This window comes from Hymenobacter sp., from assembly GCF_031398885.1.
GTDB lineage: Bacteria > Bacteroidota > Bacteroidia > Cytophagales > Hymenobacteraceae > Hymenobacter.
In genome coordinates, this window is record NZ_JANNOD010000032.1 from 1 (window position 1) to 19,793 (window position 19,793).

Here is a 19,793-nt window from a genome sequence, read left to right on the forward strand (position 1 = left end):
TCTGTTTAGGTTTTGGACTTTTTCCGCCGTCCCCTACTGTTGGTTGTCACGCGGGGGGCGTTATGCATCGACAAGCTCAGCATGACTGTTCTTTTTGCGCGCCTGCTCGGATAAGCTCATGCTGTTCGTTAAAACCGACGAAGACGTCTTACCGAAAATTCTACCTTTGTTCCGATGGAAGTAAAGCAGCACGCCCTCGCCGGGCTCGTCGAACTGATTCCCCGCGTGTTTGCCGACGACCGGGGCGTGTTTTTTGAAACCTACAGCGCCCGCCTGCTGGCCGGGGCTGGCGCCGCCGCCGACTGGGTGCAGGACAACCAGTCCAACTCCAAAAAAGGGGTGCTGCGCGGCCTGCACTTTCAGCGCCCGCCCCACGCCCAGGCCAAGCTCGTGCGCGTGGGCCAGGGCCGGGCCCTCGACGTGGCCGTGGACCTGCGCACCGGCTCGCCCACCTACGGCCAGCACCAGCTCGTGGAGCTCACGGCCACCAAAGCCAACCTGCTTTTCATTCCCGCCGGGTTTGCCCACGGCTTCATGGCCCTGGAGGACAACACCATCTTTCTCTACAAATGCAGCGACTACTACGCCCCCGCCACCGAAGGCGGCTTGCGCTGGGACGACGCCGACCTGAACATCAACTGGGGCACCGAGGTGGCCCCGCTCGTGTCTGGCAAAGACGACGAGCTGCCGCTGTTCAAAGATTTCGTGAGCCCGTTTTAGCTGATTGCCCCCAGCGGTAACCTCACCCCCTGACCCCCTCTCCAAAAAAGAGGGGGCACCGGTCCTGCCTGGTTAAAAGTTAAAAGTGAAGAGTTAAAACGGACCGCTTTTTAACTCTTCACTTTTAACTGACCCCTTCTCCGCGGGCTTCGCGCTTCAAGCGAACCGGGGGTCAGGGGGTGAGGTTGCCGCCAGGGGCAATCACAGCCACTCCACCAGCGTCTCCAGCGCCATGCCGCGGCTGCCCTTCACCAGCACCTGCTGGCCGCGCACGGGGTGTTGCCGCAGCCAGTCCGCCGCTTCGGCTTTGGTAGCGAAGTGCTGAAAAATAGCTGATGCGGGGGCGGCCACGCCCATCTCCGGGCCGATGAGCAGCGCAGCGGGCAGCCGCAGTTCCGTCAGCAGCTGGCCCAGGTGGCGGTGCTCGGCGGTGCTCTCCTCGCCCAGCTCGAACATGTCGCCGAGGACCACCAGCTTCTGCTGGCCGGGGGCCGTGGGGCGGGCTGCGAAGCTGCGCAGGGCCGCGGCCATCGACGACGGATTGGCGTTGTAAGCATCCAGCAGCAGCTCATTGCCGGCCGCCGTGCGCAACAGCTGCGAGCGGTTGTTTTGCGGGTTGTAGCGGGCCAAAGCGGCGGCTACTTTTTCGGGCGCCACGCCGAAGTGCTGGCCCACGGCCGCCGCCGCGGCCAGGTTGGGGAAGTTGTAGTCGCCGGTAAGCTGCGCGGCTACGTCGGGGCCGGCCGGGCCGAGGCGCAAAGCCAGGGCGGGGTCGGCGGCCAGCAGCGTGGCGGGGTAGGTATCGGCCGGGCCGGGGTAAGTGAGGCGCGTGGGTACGGCGGCGGCCAGACCGGGCAGCTTGGGGTCGAGGGTGTTGACGAAGGCCGTGCCGCCGGTGCGGGCCAGGTAGTCGAACAGCTCGCCCTTGCCCCGGGCCACGCCCTCGGCCCCGCCGAAGCCTTCGAGGTGGGCCTTGCCGATGTTGGTGATGAGGCCGTGGGTGGGCTCGGCCAGCGCGCACAGCGCCGCGATTTCGCCTTGGTGGTTGGCCCCCATCTCAATCACGGCAAAGTCGTGCTCGCCGGCTCGCAGGCGCAGCAGCGTGAGCGGCACCCCGATGTGGTTGTTGAAGTTGCCCGCAGTGGCCAGCACCCGGAACTGCTGCGCCAGCACGGCCGTGAGCAGCTCCTTGGTGGTGGTCTTGCCGTTGGAGCCCGTGATGGCCAGCACCGGAATGTTGAACTGCTGGCGGTGGTGCCGGGCCAGCGCCTGCAGGGCCGCGAGCGGGTCCGCGACGAAGGTGTGGCGGGCGGGGTCGGTGGCGGCCAGCGCGGGGTCGTCCACCACGGCGTGGCGGGCGCCTTTCGCCAGCGCCTGCGGCGCAAAGTCGGCGCCCCGGAAGCTGGGGCCGTTCAGGGCAAAAAAGAGCGTGCCGGGCTGGGGCTGGCGCGAATCGGTGCTGACCTGGCCGCCGGCCGCTAAGTAATGGGAGTAGAGCAGCATGGGATTGAACGCAATCGATATTCCGGGTGTAATTTGGTGCAAAGGTGGGCGGGAATGTGGCCTGGCTTCCACTGCTCGTGCCCTAACTGCTTAAAAATCGTTACTGACCATGGTGCGTTTCCTTGCTTTGCTGCCGGCGCTGCTGGCCTGTTCCGTCCCGGCCTGGGCCCAGTCGGGCGTTCCGGTTGGGTTTGAGTACGAGCCGGGCCCGCCGGTGGTGCAAGGTGGCGACACGCTGCGCAACGCCTGGGCCGGCGGCTTCAACACGCCGCAGTTCAGCACCATCGACCTGAACGGCGACGGCCAGCCGGACCTGTTCGCCTTCGACCGGGAAAGCAGCCGCTGCTACACGTTTCTGAGCGTGGCCGCGCCCGCCGTGGCCGCCGGCCGCCGCTGGCGCTACGCCCCGGAGTACGAGTCCTTGTTTCCCGATGACCTCGAAAGCTGGGCCCTGCTGCGCGACTACGACTGCGACGGCCGCGCCGACTTGTTTACCTACAGCACCGGCGGCGGCAACATCCGGGTGTTCCGCAACGCGGCGGTCAACGGCCGGCCCAGCTTTCAGCTCACTACCGACCAGATTCGGTACACGGGCAGCTTTTCGGGCTCCGCCAACCTGCTGGTGGGCGGCTACAACACGCCCGCCATCGAGGACGTGAACGGCGACGGCAAGCTCGACATCATGACGTACGATTTCGCCAGCGCGTCCTTCATCGGGCAGTACCTCAACAACGACCCTGGCCCCTGCGGCAGCGCGCTCACCTTCACCCTCGCCACCGACAATTGGGGCGGGCTGCAGGCCTGCGGCGGCTGCGCCGAGTACCGTTTCAACGGCCAGCCCTGCTTCACGGCGGCCCGGCCCACCCACACCGGCGGCCACAGCCTGCTGCTGCTCGACCTCGACGGCGACGGCGACCAGGACCTGCTCGACGGCCGCGACAACTGCCCCGAACTGGTGCGCCTGCTCAACCAGGGCACCGCCCAGGTCCCCATCCTTGCTTCGGCCGACATCAGCGCGGCCTTTCCCACGGCTGCCGCGCCGGCGCGGGTGCCCGTTTTTCCGGCGGGTTATTCTTTCGATGCCGACTTCGACGGCCGCCCCGACCTGGTGGTGGCGCCCAATATGCTCGACAACCTGGCCGACCGGGTGAGCCTGCGCAACTCGGTGCAGCTGTTTCACAACGCGTCCGCCAGCGGCGCGCCGGTCTTCGCGTTCCGCCCGGCCGGCTTCCTGCAAAACGAGATGATAGACGTGAGCGAGGGCGCCGCGCCCACCTTCGGCGACCTCGACGGCGACGGGCGGCCCGATATGCTCGTCGGCAACTACGCCGACCGCATCAGCGGCGTGTATTGCGCCACGCTCACGCACTACCGCAACGTGGGCACCGCGGCCCAGCCGGTGTTCAGCTTCGTGACGGCCGACTACCTGGGCCTGGCCGCCCAGCGCCTGGAAGGCGTCAAGCCGGTGCTGGTCGACCTCAACCGCGACGGCGCCCTGGACCTGGCCTACGCTGCCTGGGGTCAGGTCCAGGGCGCCAATGCGCTGCACTTCATCCTCAACACGGCGCCCGCCGGCCAACCGGCCGTGTTCAGCGCCGCCAGCGCCGGGCGCTTCAAGCCCCAGGGCCCCGCCGTGACTAGTATTCCCGCCACTTACCAGCCCGACACGGGGGTGCTGCCCTACGCCCGGGGCGACATGCCCTGCTTCACCGACGTGGACAACGACGGCTACGTGGACCTGCTCATCGGCACCAACGAGCCCCGCGAGCCGGGCATGAGCCTGCGCTACTTCCGCAACCGCGGCCGCGGCCCGCTCGACAGCGCCTTCGTGCTCGTGGACAACGACTTTGGCCGCATCCGCGAAGCCGGCGGCGTCCGGCCCCGCAACCTGAGCCCGGTGGTGGCCGACTTCGACGGCGACGGCGCCCCCGACCTGCTCACCGCCGACGCCACCGGCCTGCTGCGCCTGTTCACCAACTACCGCGCCCAGTCGGGGGCATTCGTGGAGCGCACGGACTTGCTGCGCAATCCCCTCAACAACCAGTTCGAACCCACCCGCCTGGGCCGGGACCTGGTCACGCACTACGGCCTGGCCGCTGCCGACCTGAACGGTGATACCGTGCCCGAGCTATTCGTGGGTACCCAAGCCGGCGGCATCCTCACGTATCGCCCCCGCGAACGAGTCATCACGGCCGCCCGCCCCGCGGCGGTCCGGGCCCTGGCCCTGGGCGTGTACCCCAACCCGGCCACCGCTACGGCCACCGTCGAAACGGCCGCGCCCACCCGCGTCACCGTGTTCGACCTCACCGGCCGCGTGGTGCGGGCCGCGGGCGCTACGCAGCGCCGCCACGCCCTGAGCCTGGCCGGGTTGGCCGCCGGCGTGTACCTGGTGCGGGCCGAGGGCGCGGATGGTGCGGCGGGGGTTAAGCGGCTGCTGGTGCGGTAAAGGGCTGAGCGGTGCGTCGCCGACTAAGCGCGCCCAAACCCTGGGGCACAATCAGAGCCGTTTTCAGATTCGTGCACCGGTCGTTCGGCCGCGCAACATGCCCGGACCTGAGAGCGACGGCAAGAATGGATGTGGCAGAAGGAAAGCATTCCGGCAGCAACAAAAAAATAATCGCCGGCAGGCCGGGGCGGGTGCAACTCCTGGGCGGGCACGAAGGTCAGCGACTTGAAATTGGCAATTGTGCCTACCCAACCACCAACGCTATTCCCATGAAAATCCCTAAAGTTTTACTCGGTGCCATTCTGGTTGGCATGGCGGTGCAAACCACCGGTTGCAAAAAAGGAGACGAGCCCAAACCCAAGGGCGAGCAAGTAGGCAAAGGGGAAGTCACGCCGCCGAATGCATATAACTGCCCAGCCTGTGGCCGGGGGTAAGGGGTGAGCGCCAAAAAACAGCCCGTCGTGGAAGAGCCCGTAATCTTGTCCGCAATAGCCTGTAACTTGGATGCGGACATTTTGGCGGCGGCCTTTCCCTTGCTGGAAGCCGGCCGGGTGGAAGCCATTGAATGGTCGTTCGACACGCTCTTTTGGGCCGAGCAGGTGCCGGACTGGTTCACGGATTTACTGAGCACCTACGGCCGCCAGCACCGGCTGGTGGGCCACGGCGTGTACTTCTCCCTGCTTTCGGGCAAGTGGACGGCCGCGCAACAGCAGTGGCTGGAACACCTCAAGCAGCTGTCGGCGCAGCATTGCTTCGACCACATCACCGAGCATTTCGGCTTTTTCACCGGCCAGAATTTCCATTCCGGTGCCCCGCTCCACGTGCCGTATTCCCCCACGACCCTGCGCATCGGGCAGGACCGGCTGGGCCGGATTTACGAAGCATGTCGGTGCCCGGTCGGCCTGGAAAACCTGGCCTTTGCCTACTCGCTCGACGAGGTAAAACAGCACGGCGAGTTCCTGGACAAGCTGGTTGAGCCGGTGAACGGCTTTCTGATTCTGGACCTGCATAACTTCTACTGCCAGCTCCATAACTTTTCCGTTCCGTACGAGGAGCTAATCGGGCTGTACCCGCTGGACCGGGTGCGGGAAATCCACATCTCGGGCGGTAGCTGGGAAGATTCGGCGCTGGTGCCGGGCCAGAAAGTGCGCCGGGACACTCACGACGGGGCCGTGCCGGAGGAGGTGTTCCAGCTGCTGGAACGCACCATGCCGAAATGCCCCCACCTGAAGTACGTGGTGCTGGAGCAGCTGGGCAACGGACTGAAAACCGACCGCAGCCGGGCCCTTTTTCGCCGGGATTTTCGGAGGATGGAAGGGCTGGTGAAGAAGCGCAGAAACAGCCTGATTGAACGCCCGGAGCGGCTGTTTCTGCCGTTGCAGCCCCTGGCCCAGGGCCCCGTTGTGGAGGACGATGAGCTGCACCAGCAGCAGCAGCAACTCTCAAACATCCTGGAAACGGCCCCCACGTTTGCCGAGGCCCAACGCCGGCTCCGCTCCTCGTCCCTGGCCAACACCGCCTGGCAAATCGAGGACTGGGAGCCGCACATGCTGGAAACCGCCGTCGGCATTGCCCAGAAATGGAAGCAATAACTTCTGGGTTTGGGGTCTTTAGTCCCAGTCCGTACCGTGGCACTTCAGGCGCGAGAATTGTTGCCGTTGAAAAAAAGGTAAGCAGAGCCCACGGGCGCGCTATTCCCCGCGCAGCTCGAACGCGTCGCCGTCGTGCAGGGCCGCAAACTTCGCTCGAAAGTCCTCCAGCTCGTCCCGGCGCAGGGTGTGCGTGAAGACGCCGGCCGCGCCGCCGGCTTCGACCAAATAATCGCCGCGGGCGTCAATCAGGGCCGAGTCGCCGGCGTAGTCGTGGCCCAGGCCGTCCTGGCCGAGGCGGTTGACGCCTAGGGCGCAGGCCACGTTCTCGATGGCTCGGGCGCGGAGCAGGGTCGTCCAGGCGGTGCGGCGCACGGCGGGCCAGTTGGCCACGTAGAGCAGCAGGTCGTAGGGCGCCGCGGGCTGGTTGCGGCTCCAGACCGGGAAGCGCAGGTCGTAGCACACCAGCGGGCAGATGCGCCAGCCGCGCCAGTCCTCCACCAGGCGGGCCCGGCCGGGGGTGTAGGTGTGCTGCTCGCCGGCCAGCGTGAACAGGTGGCGCTTGTCGTAGTGGCGCAGGCGGCCGTCGGGCCGCACCCACAGCAGGCGGTTGAAATATTGGTCGTTTTCCTGGATGATGACGCTGCCGGTAACCACTGCGTTGTGCGCGGCGGCTTGCGCGCGCAGCCAGGCCACGGTGGGGCCGGTCATGGTTTCGGCCTGGCCGGCGGCTTCCATGGTGAAGCCCGTGGTGAACATCTCGGGCAGCACAATTAGGTCAGTAGGGCCCGGGAGCTGGGCCAGTTGCTGGCCGAGGGCTGCGCGGTTAGCCGCGGCGTCGTGCCAGTGCAGCGCGGTTTGCACGAAGGAAACGGTCAGGGCGGCCATTGTTTGATGGGCTGATTTTGGGATGGGCGGATGGGCGGATGTGCTTTTAAGAGGATGGACTGATTTTGACGCATCCTCGGCACGCGAGCGGGTTGCTGTTTCAGCACATCCGCCCATCCCGAAATCAGCACATCAAAAACCCGCTACCGCAGCCGCGCCGCGGCAGCTTCCAGCGTGGCGGCTTCCTTCGCGAAGCAAAACCGAATCAGCCCATCATCGAACCCGTCGTGGTAAAAGGCCGACACGGGCACCACGGCCACGCCCTTGTCGCGGGCCAGGTACTGCGCAAAAGCCAGGTCGGTGGCCGGCGAAAAGGCGTCGTAACGGGCCAGCTGGAAGTAGCCGCCGGGCACGGGCAGCAATTCCCAGCCGGTTTCACCCAGCAGGGCGCGGAACCGGTCTCGCTTCTCTTGGTAAAAGGGCGCCAGGCCCTCGGCGTGGGCGTCGTTGACGTCGGCGGCCAGCACGTCGGCCAGGGCGTGCTGGGTGGGGGTGCTCACGGCGAAGGTCACGAACTGGTGCACGCGCCGCAGCTCGGCCGTGAGGGCGGGCGGGGCCAGGCAGTAGCCCACCTTCCAGCCGGTGGCGTGGTAGGTTTTGCCAAAGGAGGAGAGCACGAAGCTGCGCTCCCGCAGCGCGGGGTGCTGGCGGGCACTGCGGCGCGGCGCGCCGTCGAACACGAGGTGCTCGTACACTTCGTCGCTAAGCACGAGGGCGTCGGTGCCGGCCAGCAGGCGGGCCAGCTCGTGCCAGTCGTCGGCCGTGAACACGGCCCCGCTGGGGTTGTGGGGCGTGTTGACGAGCACCAGCCGGGTGCGGGGCGACACCACCCGGCGCACCGCTTCCCAGTCGGGCCGGAAGTCGGGCGCGGGCAGGCGCACGTAGCGCGGCACGCCGCCCTGCAGCCGGATGGCCGGCCCGTACAAATCGTACGCCGGCTCGAACACCAGCACCTCGTCGCCGGGCCGCACCACGGCCGCCAGCACGGCGTACAGCGCCTCGGTGGCCCCGGCCGTGACGGTGATTTCGGTGGCCGGGTCGGGCGCGGGGGCGTCGGCGTGGCGGCGGGCCACCTGGGCCGCGATGGCCTCGCGCAGCCGGGGCAGGCCCGGCATGGGCGCGTACTGGTGGTGGCCCGGCGTGCGGGCGTGGCGGGCCAGGGCCTCCAGCAACTCCTGCGGCGGGTCGAAGTCCGGGAAGCCCTGGGCGAGGTTGATGGCCCCGGTTTCCTGCGCCAGCAGGGTCATTTGGGTGAAGATGCTGACGCCAACGTCGGGTAATTTAGACTGAAGCAAAGCTTTTGGGGGTGATGAAGTGATAGTGATGGGGAGAGCGATAAAGAACGTCATGCAGAGCGCAGCGAAGCATCTCGCATGCGGTAGTAATCCAATCATTGTTTGATGCGACGATGCGAGCGAGATGCTTCGCTGCGCTCTGCATGACGTTCTTTATCGCTCTCCCCATCACTATCACTTCATCACCCCCAAAAGCTACAAATAAATCCGAAACGTGGTGCCCTCGTCCACGGTGCTGGCCACTTCGAGGCGGCCGCCGTGGTTTTGCACGATGCGGTTCACCAGGTACAGGCCCATGCCGGTGCCCCCCACGTGGGTGTGGAAGCGGCGGAACAGCTGGAAGAGCTGCGGCCCGAAGCGCGCCAGGTCGATGCCGATGCCGTTGTCCTGCACCGTGAGCACGGGGCGGCCGGTTGCGGCATCGGGGCCGCTGCTGAGGCGGATGCGGGGCGGCCGGCCGGGGGCGGCGTACTTGAGCGAGTTGCTGATGAGGTTGAACAGGGCGCTGTGCAGGTTGGCCCGTACGAAGGTCACCGCCGGGCAGGTAGCAAAGTCCAGCTCAAACGTCGCGCCGAGTTGCGTTACCTGGTCCTGCAGGCTGCTGATGACGGTGGCCACCAGCGGGGCCAGGGCCACCTCCTCGGCGGGCACTTCCTGCTGCTGGCGCTGCCCCTGCACAATGGCGCCCAGGTCGTCGATGGTGGCAAAAATCTGAGCCAGCGCGCGCTCGAAGTAGGTGATGAGCTTGATGGCGTCGGGGTCGCGGAAGTAAGCCGTGCGGGTGAGCTCCTCAAAAATGCCGGCCATGTTGTTGATGGGCTGCTTGAGGTCGTGCGAGGCCGTGTACACGAAGTTGTCCAGGTCCTCGTTGGTGCGCACCAGGCGGGCGTTCTGCGCTTCGAGCTGCTGCTGCACCTGCTTAAATTCGTCCACGTCGGTGTGGGTGCCCACCCAGAGCACCACCGCGCCCGCTTCGTCGCGGATGGCTTCGGCCCGCACCAAAAACCAGCGGTAGTTGCCCCGGTGGTCGCGCCACCGGGTTTCGTCCTCGAACGGCTCGCCGGTGGCCAGGCTGTGCTGCCAGCGCCGCAGGGTGGCGGCCAGGTCGTCGGGGTGCGTGAACCGGTCCCAGTCCCATTCCTGCTCTTCCCCCAGCGTGGCGCCGGTGTAGTCGTACCAGCGCTGGCTGTAGTACGTGGCTTTGCCGTCGGGCCGGGCGGTCCAGGTCATTTGCGGCAGGGTTTCGAGCAGCTGCTGAAAGCGGGCCTGGCTCGAGAGCACCTGTTCCTGGAGCAGGCGCAGTTGGTGCACGTCGGTGTTGGTGCCGTACCACTTCAGCACCTGGCCGCCGGGGGCGCGTCGGGCCTGGGCCTGGCCCAGAAACCAGCGGTACTCGCCGTCGTAGCGGCGCAGGCGGAACTCGGCCTCGTAGTAGCGCTGGGTAGCGATGGCGGCCTGCCAGCGGGCCTGCATGGGGGCATGGTCGGCGGGGTGCACGAAGTTGAGCCAGTGCGCGGCCCCGTTTTTCTCCATGGACTCGCCCACGTAGGCGGCCGTGCGGTGGTTGAAAAAGTCCACCGTGCCGTCGGGCTGGGCCGTCCACACCTGCTGCGGGATGCTCTCGGCCTGGATGCGCAGCTCCTCTTCGCTGTCGCCCAGCTGGTCTTGCAGCCGGCGCAGCTCGGTCACGTCGGTGTTGGTGCCGCACCAGCGCACCACGGCGCCGGTGGCGGCGTCGCGCACGGGGCGGGCCCGGCTCAGGAACCACCGAAACTGCCCGTCGCGCCCGCGAATCGGGAAGGTGTCTTCCCAGGGTTCGCCGGCGGCAACGCTGGTCAGGAACCGCTGGAGCACGCCCTCTACCAGGGCGGGGTCGTGCACGGCCTGCCAGCCAAACCCCTGCATTTCGGCAAACGTGGTGCCCGTGTACTCGTACCACTGCTGGTTGTACCAGAAGATGGACCCCGTGGCGTCGGCCATCCAGGCCAGCTGGGCAATGTTGTCGGCCAGGGCCGCAAAGTCGGTGCGGCTGCGGGTCAGCTCTTCGGTGCGTTCGTGCAGCTCGTGAATTTCCACGGTGGCCGAGCTGAACCCCGCCAGCTGCCCGGCGGCGTCCAGGTAGGGCTGCGCCTTGGTTTGGAACCAGCGCAGCGCGCCGTCGCGGCGGCGGCAGCGGAACGGGGCCTGCCAGGGCTGGCCCGCTACCATGGCCGCCCGGGCGATGACGCTCACGGCCGCCCGGTCGTCGGGGGGAATGGTGCCCAAAGCGGTGCCGGGCGGCGTAGCGGGGTCCAGGCCCGTGTACTCGTAGAAGTAGGGGTTGACGTAGGTGATGGTGCCGCCGGGGGTGAAGTTGCAAATGAACACGGGCACCGCCGCGGTGATGGCGCGCACCTGCTCGTCGCGGCGGCTGATTTCGGCGGCCAGCTCTTCGGCCTGGCGGCGCGCGCCCACCCGCTGGGTCACGTCCACCGCGAAGTTCAGTATGCCGTTCACCTGGCCGGCTTTGTCGCGCAGGGCCAGGTAGGTGAAGTCGAAGTAGTGGTCGTGGGTTTGCCCGGTGGCCGCGTCGGGAAAATGAATCAGGACTTCCGGGGCGACGTGCGTTTTGCCGCTGCGATACACCCGGTACACGTGGTCGAGCAGGTCGACAAAGCCCCGTTCCACCCCCTCGGGCAGCGACTCCACCAGGGGCTGGCCCAACTGGGCGCGGCGGCCCAGCAAGTCGTGGTAGCGGGGGTTGAAAAAGGTGTAGCGGTGGTCGGGCCCTTCCATGGTGGCGATGAAGGCCGGGGTCTGGTCCAGAATCTGGCTGAGCTGCCGGTCCTTGGCTTCGAGCCGGCGCTGGGTGTCGCGCAGCTCGTGCACGTCCAGCATGAAGCCGTAGCGGCGCAGCAGGCGGCCGGCCGCGTCCAGCTCGGGCACGGCTTCGGTCAGAAACCAGCGGTACTGGCCGTTGGCCCCGCGCAGGCGCACTTCCACCCGCCCCCGCTGGGCTTGGGCAATGCTCTGGGCAATTTCGCGCTCGGCACTGCCGTGGTCGTCGGGGTGCAGGTGCTCGGCCCAGGCCACGTCCACCTCGGCCCAGGGCCCGCCGGGCGGCTGGCCCGTGAAGGCGTACCACTGCGGGCTCATGTAGGTGGTGCGCCCCGCTGCGTCGGTAGTGAAGGTGATGATGGGCAGCATCTCGGCCTGGCGGCGCAGGCGCAGGTCGGCGGCCTGCACTTCGGCCTGCAGGGTTTCGGTGGCGCGGCGGGCCAGCACCTGCTCGGTCACGTCGAGGCTGTAGGCCAGCACCCCAGCGCCCTGCTCGCCCCGCAGCGGCAAGTAGCCGAAGTTGTGGTAGCGCTCGCGGGTTTCATTGGTGGCCGGGTCCAGCAGCTCGGTGCGCTCTTCGTGGCCGTGAAGGGGCCGGCCGCTGTCGCGCACCGCTTGCAGCAGCTGGGTGTAGCCTTGCGCGGCCACTTCCGGCAAGCTCTCGGCCACGGAGCGGCCCACGGCGGCCCGCGGCCCCATGAGCTCCCGGGCCCGGGCCGAAAGGAACGTGAACGTCAGGTCCGGCCCTTCCACGGTGGTGATGGAAAGCGGGAGCTGGTCCAGGATGCGCTGCATGCGCGGCGGCTCGCGCACTTCAAGCAGGCTCAGCAGCAGGTAGCGCGGCTTGCGCGCGCGCGCGCTGGCGGGCACGGGCTGCAGCGTGGCCTCCCAGTGCCGCCGGGCCGGGGCGTCGGGCGCGTCGGCGGGGGCGGGGACCGGGGTAAGCACTTGCGCGCTGCCGGCCCGGGCCGCCCGCAGCCCGGCAATCCAGGCATCGGGCGGGGCCAGCGTTTCGCCCTGCGCCGCCAACGCCGTGCGCAGCGCCGCCAGCGGCTGGCCCGGCGGGGCCGCCGCCGGGCCCGCCAGCCGGAGCAGGTCGGCCATTGCCTGGTTCAGCGCCAGGAGGCGGCCGTCCGGCGCCAGGGCCGCCAGCGGCGCGGGCAACGCGGCAAACAGCAGGGCAAAATCCGGGGCGGGTAGGGCGGAAGTGGGCATAAACGGCAAAAGCATCAACACGCGGCCCCCCGGGAGGGGCTTCGGTTTTCAAAGATAGGTCCACGCTCGGAGCCAAACTTGTTAACAAAAAAAAGCCCCGGCCGGTGGCCAGGGCTCGCGCGCAACGGGTTGGGGCCGGTGCCGGCGCTTAGAGCGGGGTTTTGATGTCCTGGTCAAAAGCCTTGCGCACGTGCTCCACCTTGGCCGCCGACACGTTGCCGATGTAGGGATTTTCGGGGTGCAGGCGGTAGTAGCCCTGGTGGTAGGCTTCGGCGGGCCAGAACTTTTGAAACGGCACCACTTCGGTCACGATTTTGCTGCTGTACATCTTCGCGGCGTTGACTTTGGCAATGGTGGCCTCGAGTATTTTTTTCTCCTCCGGGGTGCGGTAGAACGCGGCCGAGCGGTACTCGGGGCCGGCGTCGGGGCCCTGCCGGTTCAGTTGCGTGGGGTCGTGCGAGGCGGTGAAGAAAATGTCGGCCAGCTTCTGGTAGCTGATGACCCGGGGGTCGTAGTAAATCTGCACCGTTTCGGTGTGGCCCGTGGTTTTATCGGACACCTGCTCGTAAGTGGGGTTGGCTTTGGTGCCGCCGGCGTAGCCGCTCACCACCTGCTGCACGCCCTTGAGCTGCTCAAACGCCTCTTCCTGGGCCCAAAAGCAGCCGCCGGCAAACGTGGCCGTGGCCAGGCCGGACAGGTCGGTGGGGGCGAAGCCGGCCGTGGAGCGCGGCGGGTTCTGGGCATCGGCCGGCTGCTGGGTGCCGCAGGCAAACAGAAAGGCCAGCGCGCTGAGCCCGGCCAAGGATTTCAATCGGTTTTTCATGGGAACTGTAAAACAGAAATGATGCCGAAAATGGCGGATTTGGGGCGGTAGACGCGGGCGGGCCGCCGGCCTTACGCCAGGGCCAGGGCGTTGGCACTGGTATACGGATTCTGGCCCGGCCCGGCTTGCGACCGGTGGCCGGGGGGCTCGTTGCCCGCGCCGCGGGGGGGTGCGCCGTTCGCGGTGCGGCAGACCTGGTTCGGAGCCCCGGGCACGGCGGCCAGCGCGGCGTCGCAGGTCGCCCGCGGTAAATGCCCTTCGCTGGACTGTTTCCTGGCGCCGTCTTTCTGGGCTAGGTATTTATGCCGGAGCACTCGGGCTGAGTAGCAACTGGGGCGCGCAAAGCAGATGATTTCGGGCTGCTGCTGCATCCTTTGCTACGTATTTGCCGTAGCAAGCCGCATTGCTCTCCTAATTAAATCTATGGCCCTGCAAACTTTACTCGAAGAACCCCACATTACCATTGCCTACGACCACCTGAACGGCTGGCTGCACGCCGACTGGCACGGCAACCAAGACCTGACCAGCGTGCAGCACGGGGCGCTGGAAATGCTGCGCCTGTTGCGCCTGCAGCACTGCCACAAAGTACTGAACGACAACACCCGGGTGACCAGCATGTGGAGCGAGGCCTCCGAATGGGGCGGCAAGGAGTGGTTTCCGGCCATGGCGGCGGCCGGCCTGCAGTATTTTGCCTGGGTGTACTCGACCAACGTCTACAGCCGCTTGTCGACCGACCTGACCCTGCAGTTCACGGTGGGCAACCCCGTGGTGGCCACGTTCGACGACATGGCAACGGCCACAGCCTGGCTGCGGCAGATGTAAGCGCGTGGCTGAGTTCCGCCCGCGGGTTGCTTCGTTCCCGCGGGCATCGCCCCAAAGGCCGTATCATTGCCCGCCGCCGGCGCGGCGGCCGCACGCCGCGCCCCCTTCCCGCATTTCATGGCCGTAGCTCCCACCGCTTTCGCCCTCGCCCCGACCCCCCGAGCCGCACCGCGTGCGCACCCGCCAGCTCATCAAGGCCCACCCCGAGGTGAAGCATCAGCCTCTACTCGCGCAGCACGCGCAAGGAGCGCGGCGCAGCCATCTTCAAGGACCAGAGCGTGTCGGACAAGGAGCTGATTTCGGCTGCTTAGCGGGCCGCTGGTTTCACGTGGATTGCGAGGCCGTGGTGGCCTTGCCTTCCGCCGTTGGCGGCGGCTAATTTGGTAACCTGCAAGTAGTCACGAAGTAATGCGTAAAGTCAACTTTTGCACGGTACCAACTCTACGAGCCGTGAAAAACTACCTTTTCCTTTTTGCCACCGCCAGCCTGCTGGGCGCCAGCTCCTGCCAGGACGACGATTCCCAATCCCCCAAGTACTTGACCCTCGACGGCAACCCCCCCTTAGTCATTGCCCACCGCGGCGCCTCGGGCCTGCTGCCCGAGCACACCCTGGAGGCCTACCAGCGCGCCATCGACCAGGGCGCCGACTACATCGAGCAGGACCTGGTGCTGACCAAGGACAAAGTGCTGGTATGCCGGCACGAGCCCATGCTCTCCGGCACCACCAACGTGGCCGAGCTGCCCCTGTTCGCGGGCCGCAAAACTACCAAGATGCTGGACGGCGCGTCGGTTACCGACTGGTTCGTGAGCGACTTTACGCTGGCTGAAATCAAGACCATCAAGGCCAAGCAGGCCCTGCCTTTCCGCGACCAGCAGTTCAACGGACTCTACAATATCCCCACGTTTCAGGAAGTCATCGACCTGGCCAAGGCGCAGAGCACGGCCAAGGGCCGCACCATCGGTATTTATCCCGAAACCAAGCACCCCACCTTCCACGAAAGCCTGGGCCTGCCCCTAACCAGCAAGCTGCTCGACGCCCTCACGGCCGCCGGCTGGAACAACCGCGAGGCGCCGGTCTTCGTGCAGTCGTTCGAAGTGGGCAACCTGCGCGCCATCCGCGACCAGTACAAGTCGACGGTGAAGCTGGTGCAGCTTATCGATGCCGACGACGTGGCCGACAACGGCAACATCGTGCTGGCGGCGCCCTACGCCCAGCCTTACGACTTCGTGGTGGCCGGCGACGCCCGCACGTTCCAGGACCTGACCACCGATGCCGGGCTGGACTTCGTGAAAACCTACGCCGACGGCATCGGGCCCTGGAAACCCTATATCCAGCCATACACCACTACCACCCGGGCCGTCGCAGCCACCCCGACCACCCCGGCCATTCCAGCCATCACCGCCAAACTGCCGGCCACCACGCTCATCGAGCGGGCGCACCAGCGCGGGCTGTTCGTGCACGCCTACACCTTCCGCAACGAGCCGCAGTACCTGCTCACCCCATACCAGAGCGACCCCGCCGCCGAGTACAAGAACTTCTACAACCTTGGCCTGGACGGCGTATTCTCGGACTACACCGCCACGGCCGTGGCGGCTAAGCAATAGCCGGCGCCGACGCTTCACCAACAGGCAAAAAGCGGCTGCTCCATTCGGGGCAGCCGCTTTTGGTTTGAAGGGAGAAAGGAGCAGCAGGCAGAACCCGGGCAGCTACGCTTGCGCCTGCTTGGCAAACTGCACGTTGATGGTCAGCTTCACGTCGTCGCCGAGCACGATGTTGCCGGCCTCGGTCACGGCGCCCCAGGTGAGGCCGAAATCCTTGCGGTTAATCTGGCCGGTCACCTCAAAGCCGGCTTTGTGGTTGCCGTAGAAGTCCACGGCCGAGCCGCCGTACTCGGCTTCTAGGGTCACGGGCTTGGTCACGTTTTTAATCGTGAGGTCGCCGTGCAGCTGGTAGGTGTCGCCGCGCTCCCGCACCACGGAAGTCGACACGAACTTGATGTGCGGAAACTGGACCGAATCGAAGAATTCCTCGCCGCGCAGGTGGGCGTCGCGCTGCTCCTGGTTGGTGTCGACGCTGTCCACGTCAAGGGTAAACTCGACTTGGGCGTGGTTAAAGTCTTCGCCTTCCGACTGCATCGAGCCCTGAAAAACCTTGAACGAGCCGGTGACGGTGGAAATGACCAGGTGCTTGATTTTGAACTGCACTTCGGAGTGAAGCGGGTCGAGCAGCCACTTGGTGGCGGGGGTGGTTTCGGACATGACGGTAAGGGGAATGGTGAAACAGATGCGCAAAAATAATGTACCAACATCAATGTACCAACATTAATTATTTAATCTTTTAAAGTTTTCAAGCCGCCCGTGTTTTGGAGCGGATTGAGGAGGGCGTTTGGCGCAGCGTGCCTTTCTTTAATGCCCGTTGCGGAATCGTTTCTGCTGCTTCAGGTAATTCATGCGTCGTTTGTTGCTGTGCGGGCTGCTGGGCCCGTTGGGGTGGGCCCCCGCCCGCGCCCAGAGCCTCTCCATCTTGCCCCAAAACCCGCCCGCCTTGCGCTGGCAGGAGGTGCGCACGCCCCACTTCCGGGTGCTGTACGCGGGCCGGCTGGACTCCGCGGCGCAGCGCACGGCCGCCCGGCTGGAGCAGCTGCACGGGCCCGGCGTGGCCACCCTCGGCGTGAATTCCCGGCCCATCAGCGTGGTGCTGCAATCCCAGACCGCGATTCCCAACGGCTTCGTGACGTTCCTGCCCCGGCACGCCGAGTTTTTTGCCACGCCGCAGCAGGGCCTGGGCCTGGGCACCGTGGACTGGCTCGACGGCCTGGCCGTGCACGAGTACCGGCACGTGGGCCAGTTCGAGAAAGCCCGGCAGGGCATCGGCCGCGTGCTGGGGCCGCTGCTCGGCGACGGCGCGCTGGGCGTGGCGGCCCTGGGCGTGCCGCAGTGGTTTTTCGAGGGCGACGCCGTGGGCACCGAAACCGCCCTCACCCGCAGCGGCCGCGGGCGCATCCCCGGTTTCAACGTGGAGCTGCGGGCCAACCTGCTGGCCGGCCGCCGCTACGGCTACCAAAAGGCCGTGAACGGCTCCCTGCGCGACAACGTGCCCGACTGGTACGTGCTGGGCTACTTCCTCACCTCGTACCTGAAAACCCACCACGGCCCCGCTGCCTGGGCCAAGGCCCTGGATGCGTACTACCGGTTTCCCTTCTTCCCTTTTTCTTTCTCCAACGGCATCAGGCGCACCACCGGCCTGCGGGTGGAAGACGTGTACGCCCGCAGCATGGCGGAGCTGGACTCTGCCTGGCGGGCGCAGCAGCGCGAATTGCCGGCCATCACGCCGGGGCAGGCGCTGGCGGGGCAGGCTTCGGAAAAAATATTTACCCAGTACCAATACCCGCAGTACGTGACCGACAGCACGGTGCTGGCCCTCAAAACCGGCCTCGGCCACCTTGCCCAGCTGGTGCTGCTGCGCCGCCGGGGCCCCGAGCGCAGGGTGTTCGTGCCGGGCCTGCTGAACGTGCCCGAAATGCTGTCGGTGGCCGCCGGCCGGGCGGTGTGGCCCGAGTTCCGGCAGCACCCGCGCTGGGGGCAGCGCATCTATTCCGAGCTGAAGGTGCTGGATTTGAATACGGGCCAGCTCCGGCGCATCGGGCGAGGCGGGCGCTACGCGGCCGCGGCGCTCTCGCCGGACGGCCAGCGCCTGGTGGCCGTGCAAACCGACGCCAGCTACCGCCACGCGCTGGTGGTGCTGCGCGTGGCCAGCGGCGCCGTGGAGCAGGTGCTGCCCAACCCCGCCAACGACCTGTACCAGCAGCCCCGCTGGCACCCCGACGGCCGCCGCCTCGTGGCCGTGACGCTGGGCGCGGCCGGCAAAACCATCGTCGTCATCGACCCGGCCACCGGCACCGCCCAGCCCCTGCTGCCCGTGGCCAACGTGAACCTGACCAACCCGCAGCCCTGGGGCGACTACGTGCTCTACAACTCGCCGCAGTCGGGCGTGGACAACCTCTACGCCGTGAGCCTGAGCACCCGCCAAACCTACCGGGTGACGAGCCGGCCGCTGGGCGCCTATCAGGCCGCCGTGTCGCCCGACGGACGCCGTCTGGCGTTTCACGACTACCGCGCCACCGGCGCCCGCGTGCTGGAAATGCCGCTGGACCCCGCCACCTGGGCGCCCATTCCCACCGCTACGGCCGAAGCGCCCGCTATTTATGCGGCCCAGCTCGCGGCGCAGGAGCCCGGGGGCCGCGCCGTGCCCCGGCTGCTGGCCGCGCCCGACTCGGCCCGGCCGCGCTACGGCGTGCGGCGCTACTCGCCGCTGGCCCACGCGTTCAACGTGTTCAGTTACGGGGTGGTGCAAAGCCCGGTGGGCAACTCCGTGAGCGCGGGCGTGCGCTCCCAGGATTTGCTGAGCACCACCCAGGTGTTTGCGGGCCTGAGCTACGACCAGGCCGAGCGCACCGTCAGCGGCATTGGCGCCCTGAGCTACCAGGGGCTGCTGCCGGTGCTGGACGTGGAGGGCGAGTACGGCGGCCGCGATGTGGCCCTCTACGCCGACCGGCGCCGCCCGCTCGACAGCCTCGTGCGCGACCAGTGGCGCTACAGCCGCTTCCGGGCCGGCGGGCGCCTGCCGCTCGTCCTCACGCGCTCCAAGTACCTGCAAGCCCTCACGCTGGGCGGCCACTACCTGCGCGAGCAAGTGTACGACTACGACCTGCCCGTGCGCCGCCGCTCCGAAGCGGGCCCCAACGCCCCGCTCAACGCCGTGCAAACTTCCCTTGCCTACGCGGCCCAGCTCAAGCAAAGCGCCCGCGACGTGGCCCCGCGCGGGGGCGGCACCCTGCTGGCCACCTGGCGCACCACGCCCTTCGGCCGCGGGCTGGAAGCCGAGCAGCGGGCCGTGCAAGCCGCCGTGTTTTTGCCAGGAGTAGGGCGTCATCACGCGCTGCGGCTGCGCGCCGGCTACCAGTGGCAGGACCAGGCGCAGTACCAGTTTCAGCAAGGCGTGGCCTACCCCCGCGGCGAGGGCTACACCAGCTTCGACCGCTTCCGGGCCGCCAGCTTCGATTACTACCTGCCGCTGGCCTACCCGCACTGGACGCTGGGCCGCTGGCTCTACGTGCAGCGCCTGCGCGCCACCGCCTTCGCCGACGTGGCCCGGGGCAGCCGGCGCGACGGCGCGGTGCAGGCCAACTACCGCAACCTCGGCGCCGACTTCTCGGCCTTGTTCAACGTGCTGCGGCTGCGCACGCCGGTGGAGGCGGGCGTGCGGATAGTCTACAGCAGCAATTCGCGGCAGTGGGTGGTAGAGCCGCTGGCGTTCAGCATCCGGCTGTAAATCGAACGGAAACTCCTTTCCTTACCAAAGCGCCGGCTGGGGTGGTTAAGTAGTCGCGCTCAAGTGAGCGGACAGTCGTTCTGGCGTTGGCCTCACCCCCGGCCCCTGGTTCGCTTCAAGCGCGAAGCCAAAAGAGAGGGGAAGCCACACGGGCTGTGCGGGTACTTGAGCGCGACTATTTAACCCAAGCTGCGGACTATCGAACGTAGCCCCTGCGGGGCGACATGTCGGTAGCAAGATGCCTCCACTCAGGCGCTAAAGCCCCGGCGGGGCGACATTCGTCGGCCGAGTGTCGCCCCGCCGGGGCTGGAAAAACGGGTTTAGAACGGGTTGACTACCAACG

The 19,793-nt window shown here is 67.1% G+C and carries 14 protein-coding genes; 7 read left to right on the forward strand and 7 right to left on the reverse strand.

Annotation, left to right across the window (positions count from 1 at the left end; genetic code table 11):
* Positions 1-174 precede the first annotated feature (174 nt).
* The gene (gene rfbC, locus RMO51_RS05730; RefSeq protein ID WP_310392835.1) at positions 175-720 is read left to right on the forward strand and encodes a dTDP-4-dehydrorhamnose 3,5-epimerase; all 546 of its coding nucleotides are present in this window, start codon (positions 175-177) and stop codon (positions 718-720) included.
* Positions 721-921: 201 nt separating this feature from the next.
* On the opposite strand, the gene murF is transcribed toward rfbC, so the two are convergent.
* Positions 922-2,223, reverse strand: a complete 1,302-nt coding sequence (gene murF / locus RMO51_RS05735; RefSeq protein ID WP_310392837.1) for a UDP-N-acetylmuramoyl-tripeptide--D-alanyl-D-alanine ligase — start codon at positions 2,221-2,223, stop codon at positions 922-924.
* Positions 2,224-2,332: 109 nt separating this feature from the next.
* Here murF and RMO51_RS05740 point away from each other — a divergent pair, with 109 nt between their 5' ends.
* The 3 genes from RMO51_RS05740 to RMO51_RS05750 all read left to right on the forward strand — a co-directional run bounded on the left by RMO51_RS05740 (position 2,333) and on the right by RMO51_RS05750 (position 6,261).
* On the forward strand, positions 2,333-4,669 hold the full coding sequence (locus RMO51_RS05740; RefSeq protein ID WP_310392839.1) for a T9SS type A sorting domain-containing protein: 2,337 nt from the start codon (positions 2,333-2,335) through the stop codon (positions 4,667-4,669).
* A gap of 269 nt (positions 4,670-4,938) precedes the next feature.
* The gene (locus RMO51_RS05745; RefSeq protein WP_310392841.1) at positions 4,939-5,103 is read left to right on the forward strand and encodes a hypothetical protein; all 165 of its coding nucleotides are present in this window, start codon (positions 4,939-4,941) and stop codon (positions 5,101-5,103) included.
* A 66-nt stretch (positions 5,104-5,169) separates the two neighbouring features.
* A complete protein-coding gene (locus RMO51_RS05750; RefSeq protein ID WP_310392843.1) occupies positions 5,170-6,261 on the forward strand; it encodes a DUF692 family multinuclear iron-containing protein in 1,092 nt (363 codons plus the stop codon).
* Positions 6,262-6,360: 99 nt separating this feature from the next.
* Here RMO51_RS05750 and RMO51_RS05755 read toward each other — a convergent pair whose 3' ends face one another.
* From RMO51_RS05755 to RMO51_RS05775, 5 genes are all read right to left on the reverse strand, one after another.
* A complete protein-coding gene (locus tag RMO51_RS05755; protein WP_310392845.1) occupies positions 6,361-7,146 on the reverse strand; it encodes an amidohydrolase in 786 nt (261 codons plus the stop codon).
* A gap of 143 nt (positions 7,147-7,289) precedes the next feature.
* Entirely contained in the window at positions 7,290-8,441 is a 1,152-nt protein-coding gene (locus RMO51_RS05760) for a methionine aminotransferase (RefSeq protein ID WP_409025032.1), read from the reverse strand.
* 195 nt (positions 8,442-8,636) lie between these two features.
* A complete protein-coding gene (locus tag RMO51_RS05765) occupies positions 8,637-12,473 on the reverse strand; it encodes a PAS domain-containing protein (RefSeq protein WP_310392846.1) in 3,837 nt (1,278 codons plus the stop codon).
* A gap of 148 nt (positions 12,474-12,621) precedes the next feature.
* A complete protein-coding gene (gene msrA, locus RMO51_RS05770) occupies positions 12,622-13,296 on the reverse strand; it encodes a peptide-methionine (S)-S-oxide reductase MsrA (protein WP_310392848.1) in 675 nt (224 codons plus the stop codon).
* A 71-nt stretch (positions 13,297-13,367) separates the two neighbouring features.
* Complete coding sequence (locus tag RMO51_RS05775; RefSeq protein WP_310392850.1) at positions 13,368-13,610, reverse strand: hypothetical protein; 243 nt, start codon at positions 13,608-13,610, stop codon at positions 13,368-13,370.
* A 109-nt stretch (positions 13,611-13,719) separates the two neighbouring features.
* Between RMO51_RS05775 and RMO51_RS05780 the strand changes: the two genes are divergently transcribed.
* Together RMO51_RS05780 and RMO51_RS05785 are read left to right on the forward strand one after the other, a co-directional pair.
* Entirely contained in the window at positions 13,720-14,118 is a 399-nt protein-coding gene (locus RMO51_RS05780) for a hypothetical protein (protein ID WP_310392852.1), read from the forward strand.
* A 450-nt stretch (positions 14,119-14,568) separates the two neighbouring features.
* Positions 14,569-15,723, forward strand: coding sequence for a glycerophosphodiester phosphodiesterase (locus tag RMO51_RS05785; RefSeq protein ID WP_310392854.1), 1,155 nt, complete (start codon positions 14,569-14,571; stop codon positions 15,721-15,723).
* A 102-nt stretch (positions 15,724-15,825) separates the two neighbouring features.
* Here RMO51_RS05785 and RMO51_RS05790 read toward each other — a convergent pair whose 3' ends face one another.
* Positions 15,826-16,377 carry a YceI family protein gene (locus RMO51_RS05790; RefSeq protein WP_310392855.1) on the reverse strand — a complete coding sequence of 184 codons (552 nt, stop codon included), beginning with the start codon at positions 16,375-16,377 and terminating at the stop codon, positions 15,826-15,828.
* A 190-nt stretch (positions 16,378-16,567) separates the two neighbouring features.
* Between RMO51_RS05790 and RMO51_RS05795 the strand changes: the two genes are divergently transcribed.
* Positions 16,568-19,450, forward strand: a complete 2,883-nt coding sequence (locus RMO51_RS05795; protein ID WP_310392857.1) for a hypothetical protein — start codon at positions 16,568-16,570, stop codon at positions 19,448-19,450.
* The last annotated feature ends 343 nt before the right edge of the window (positions 19,451-19,793 follow it).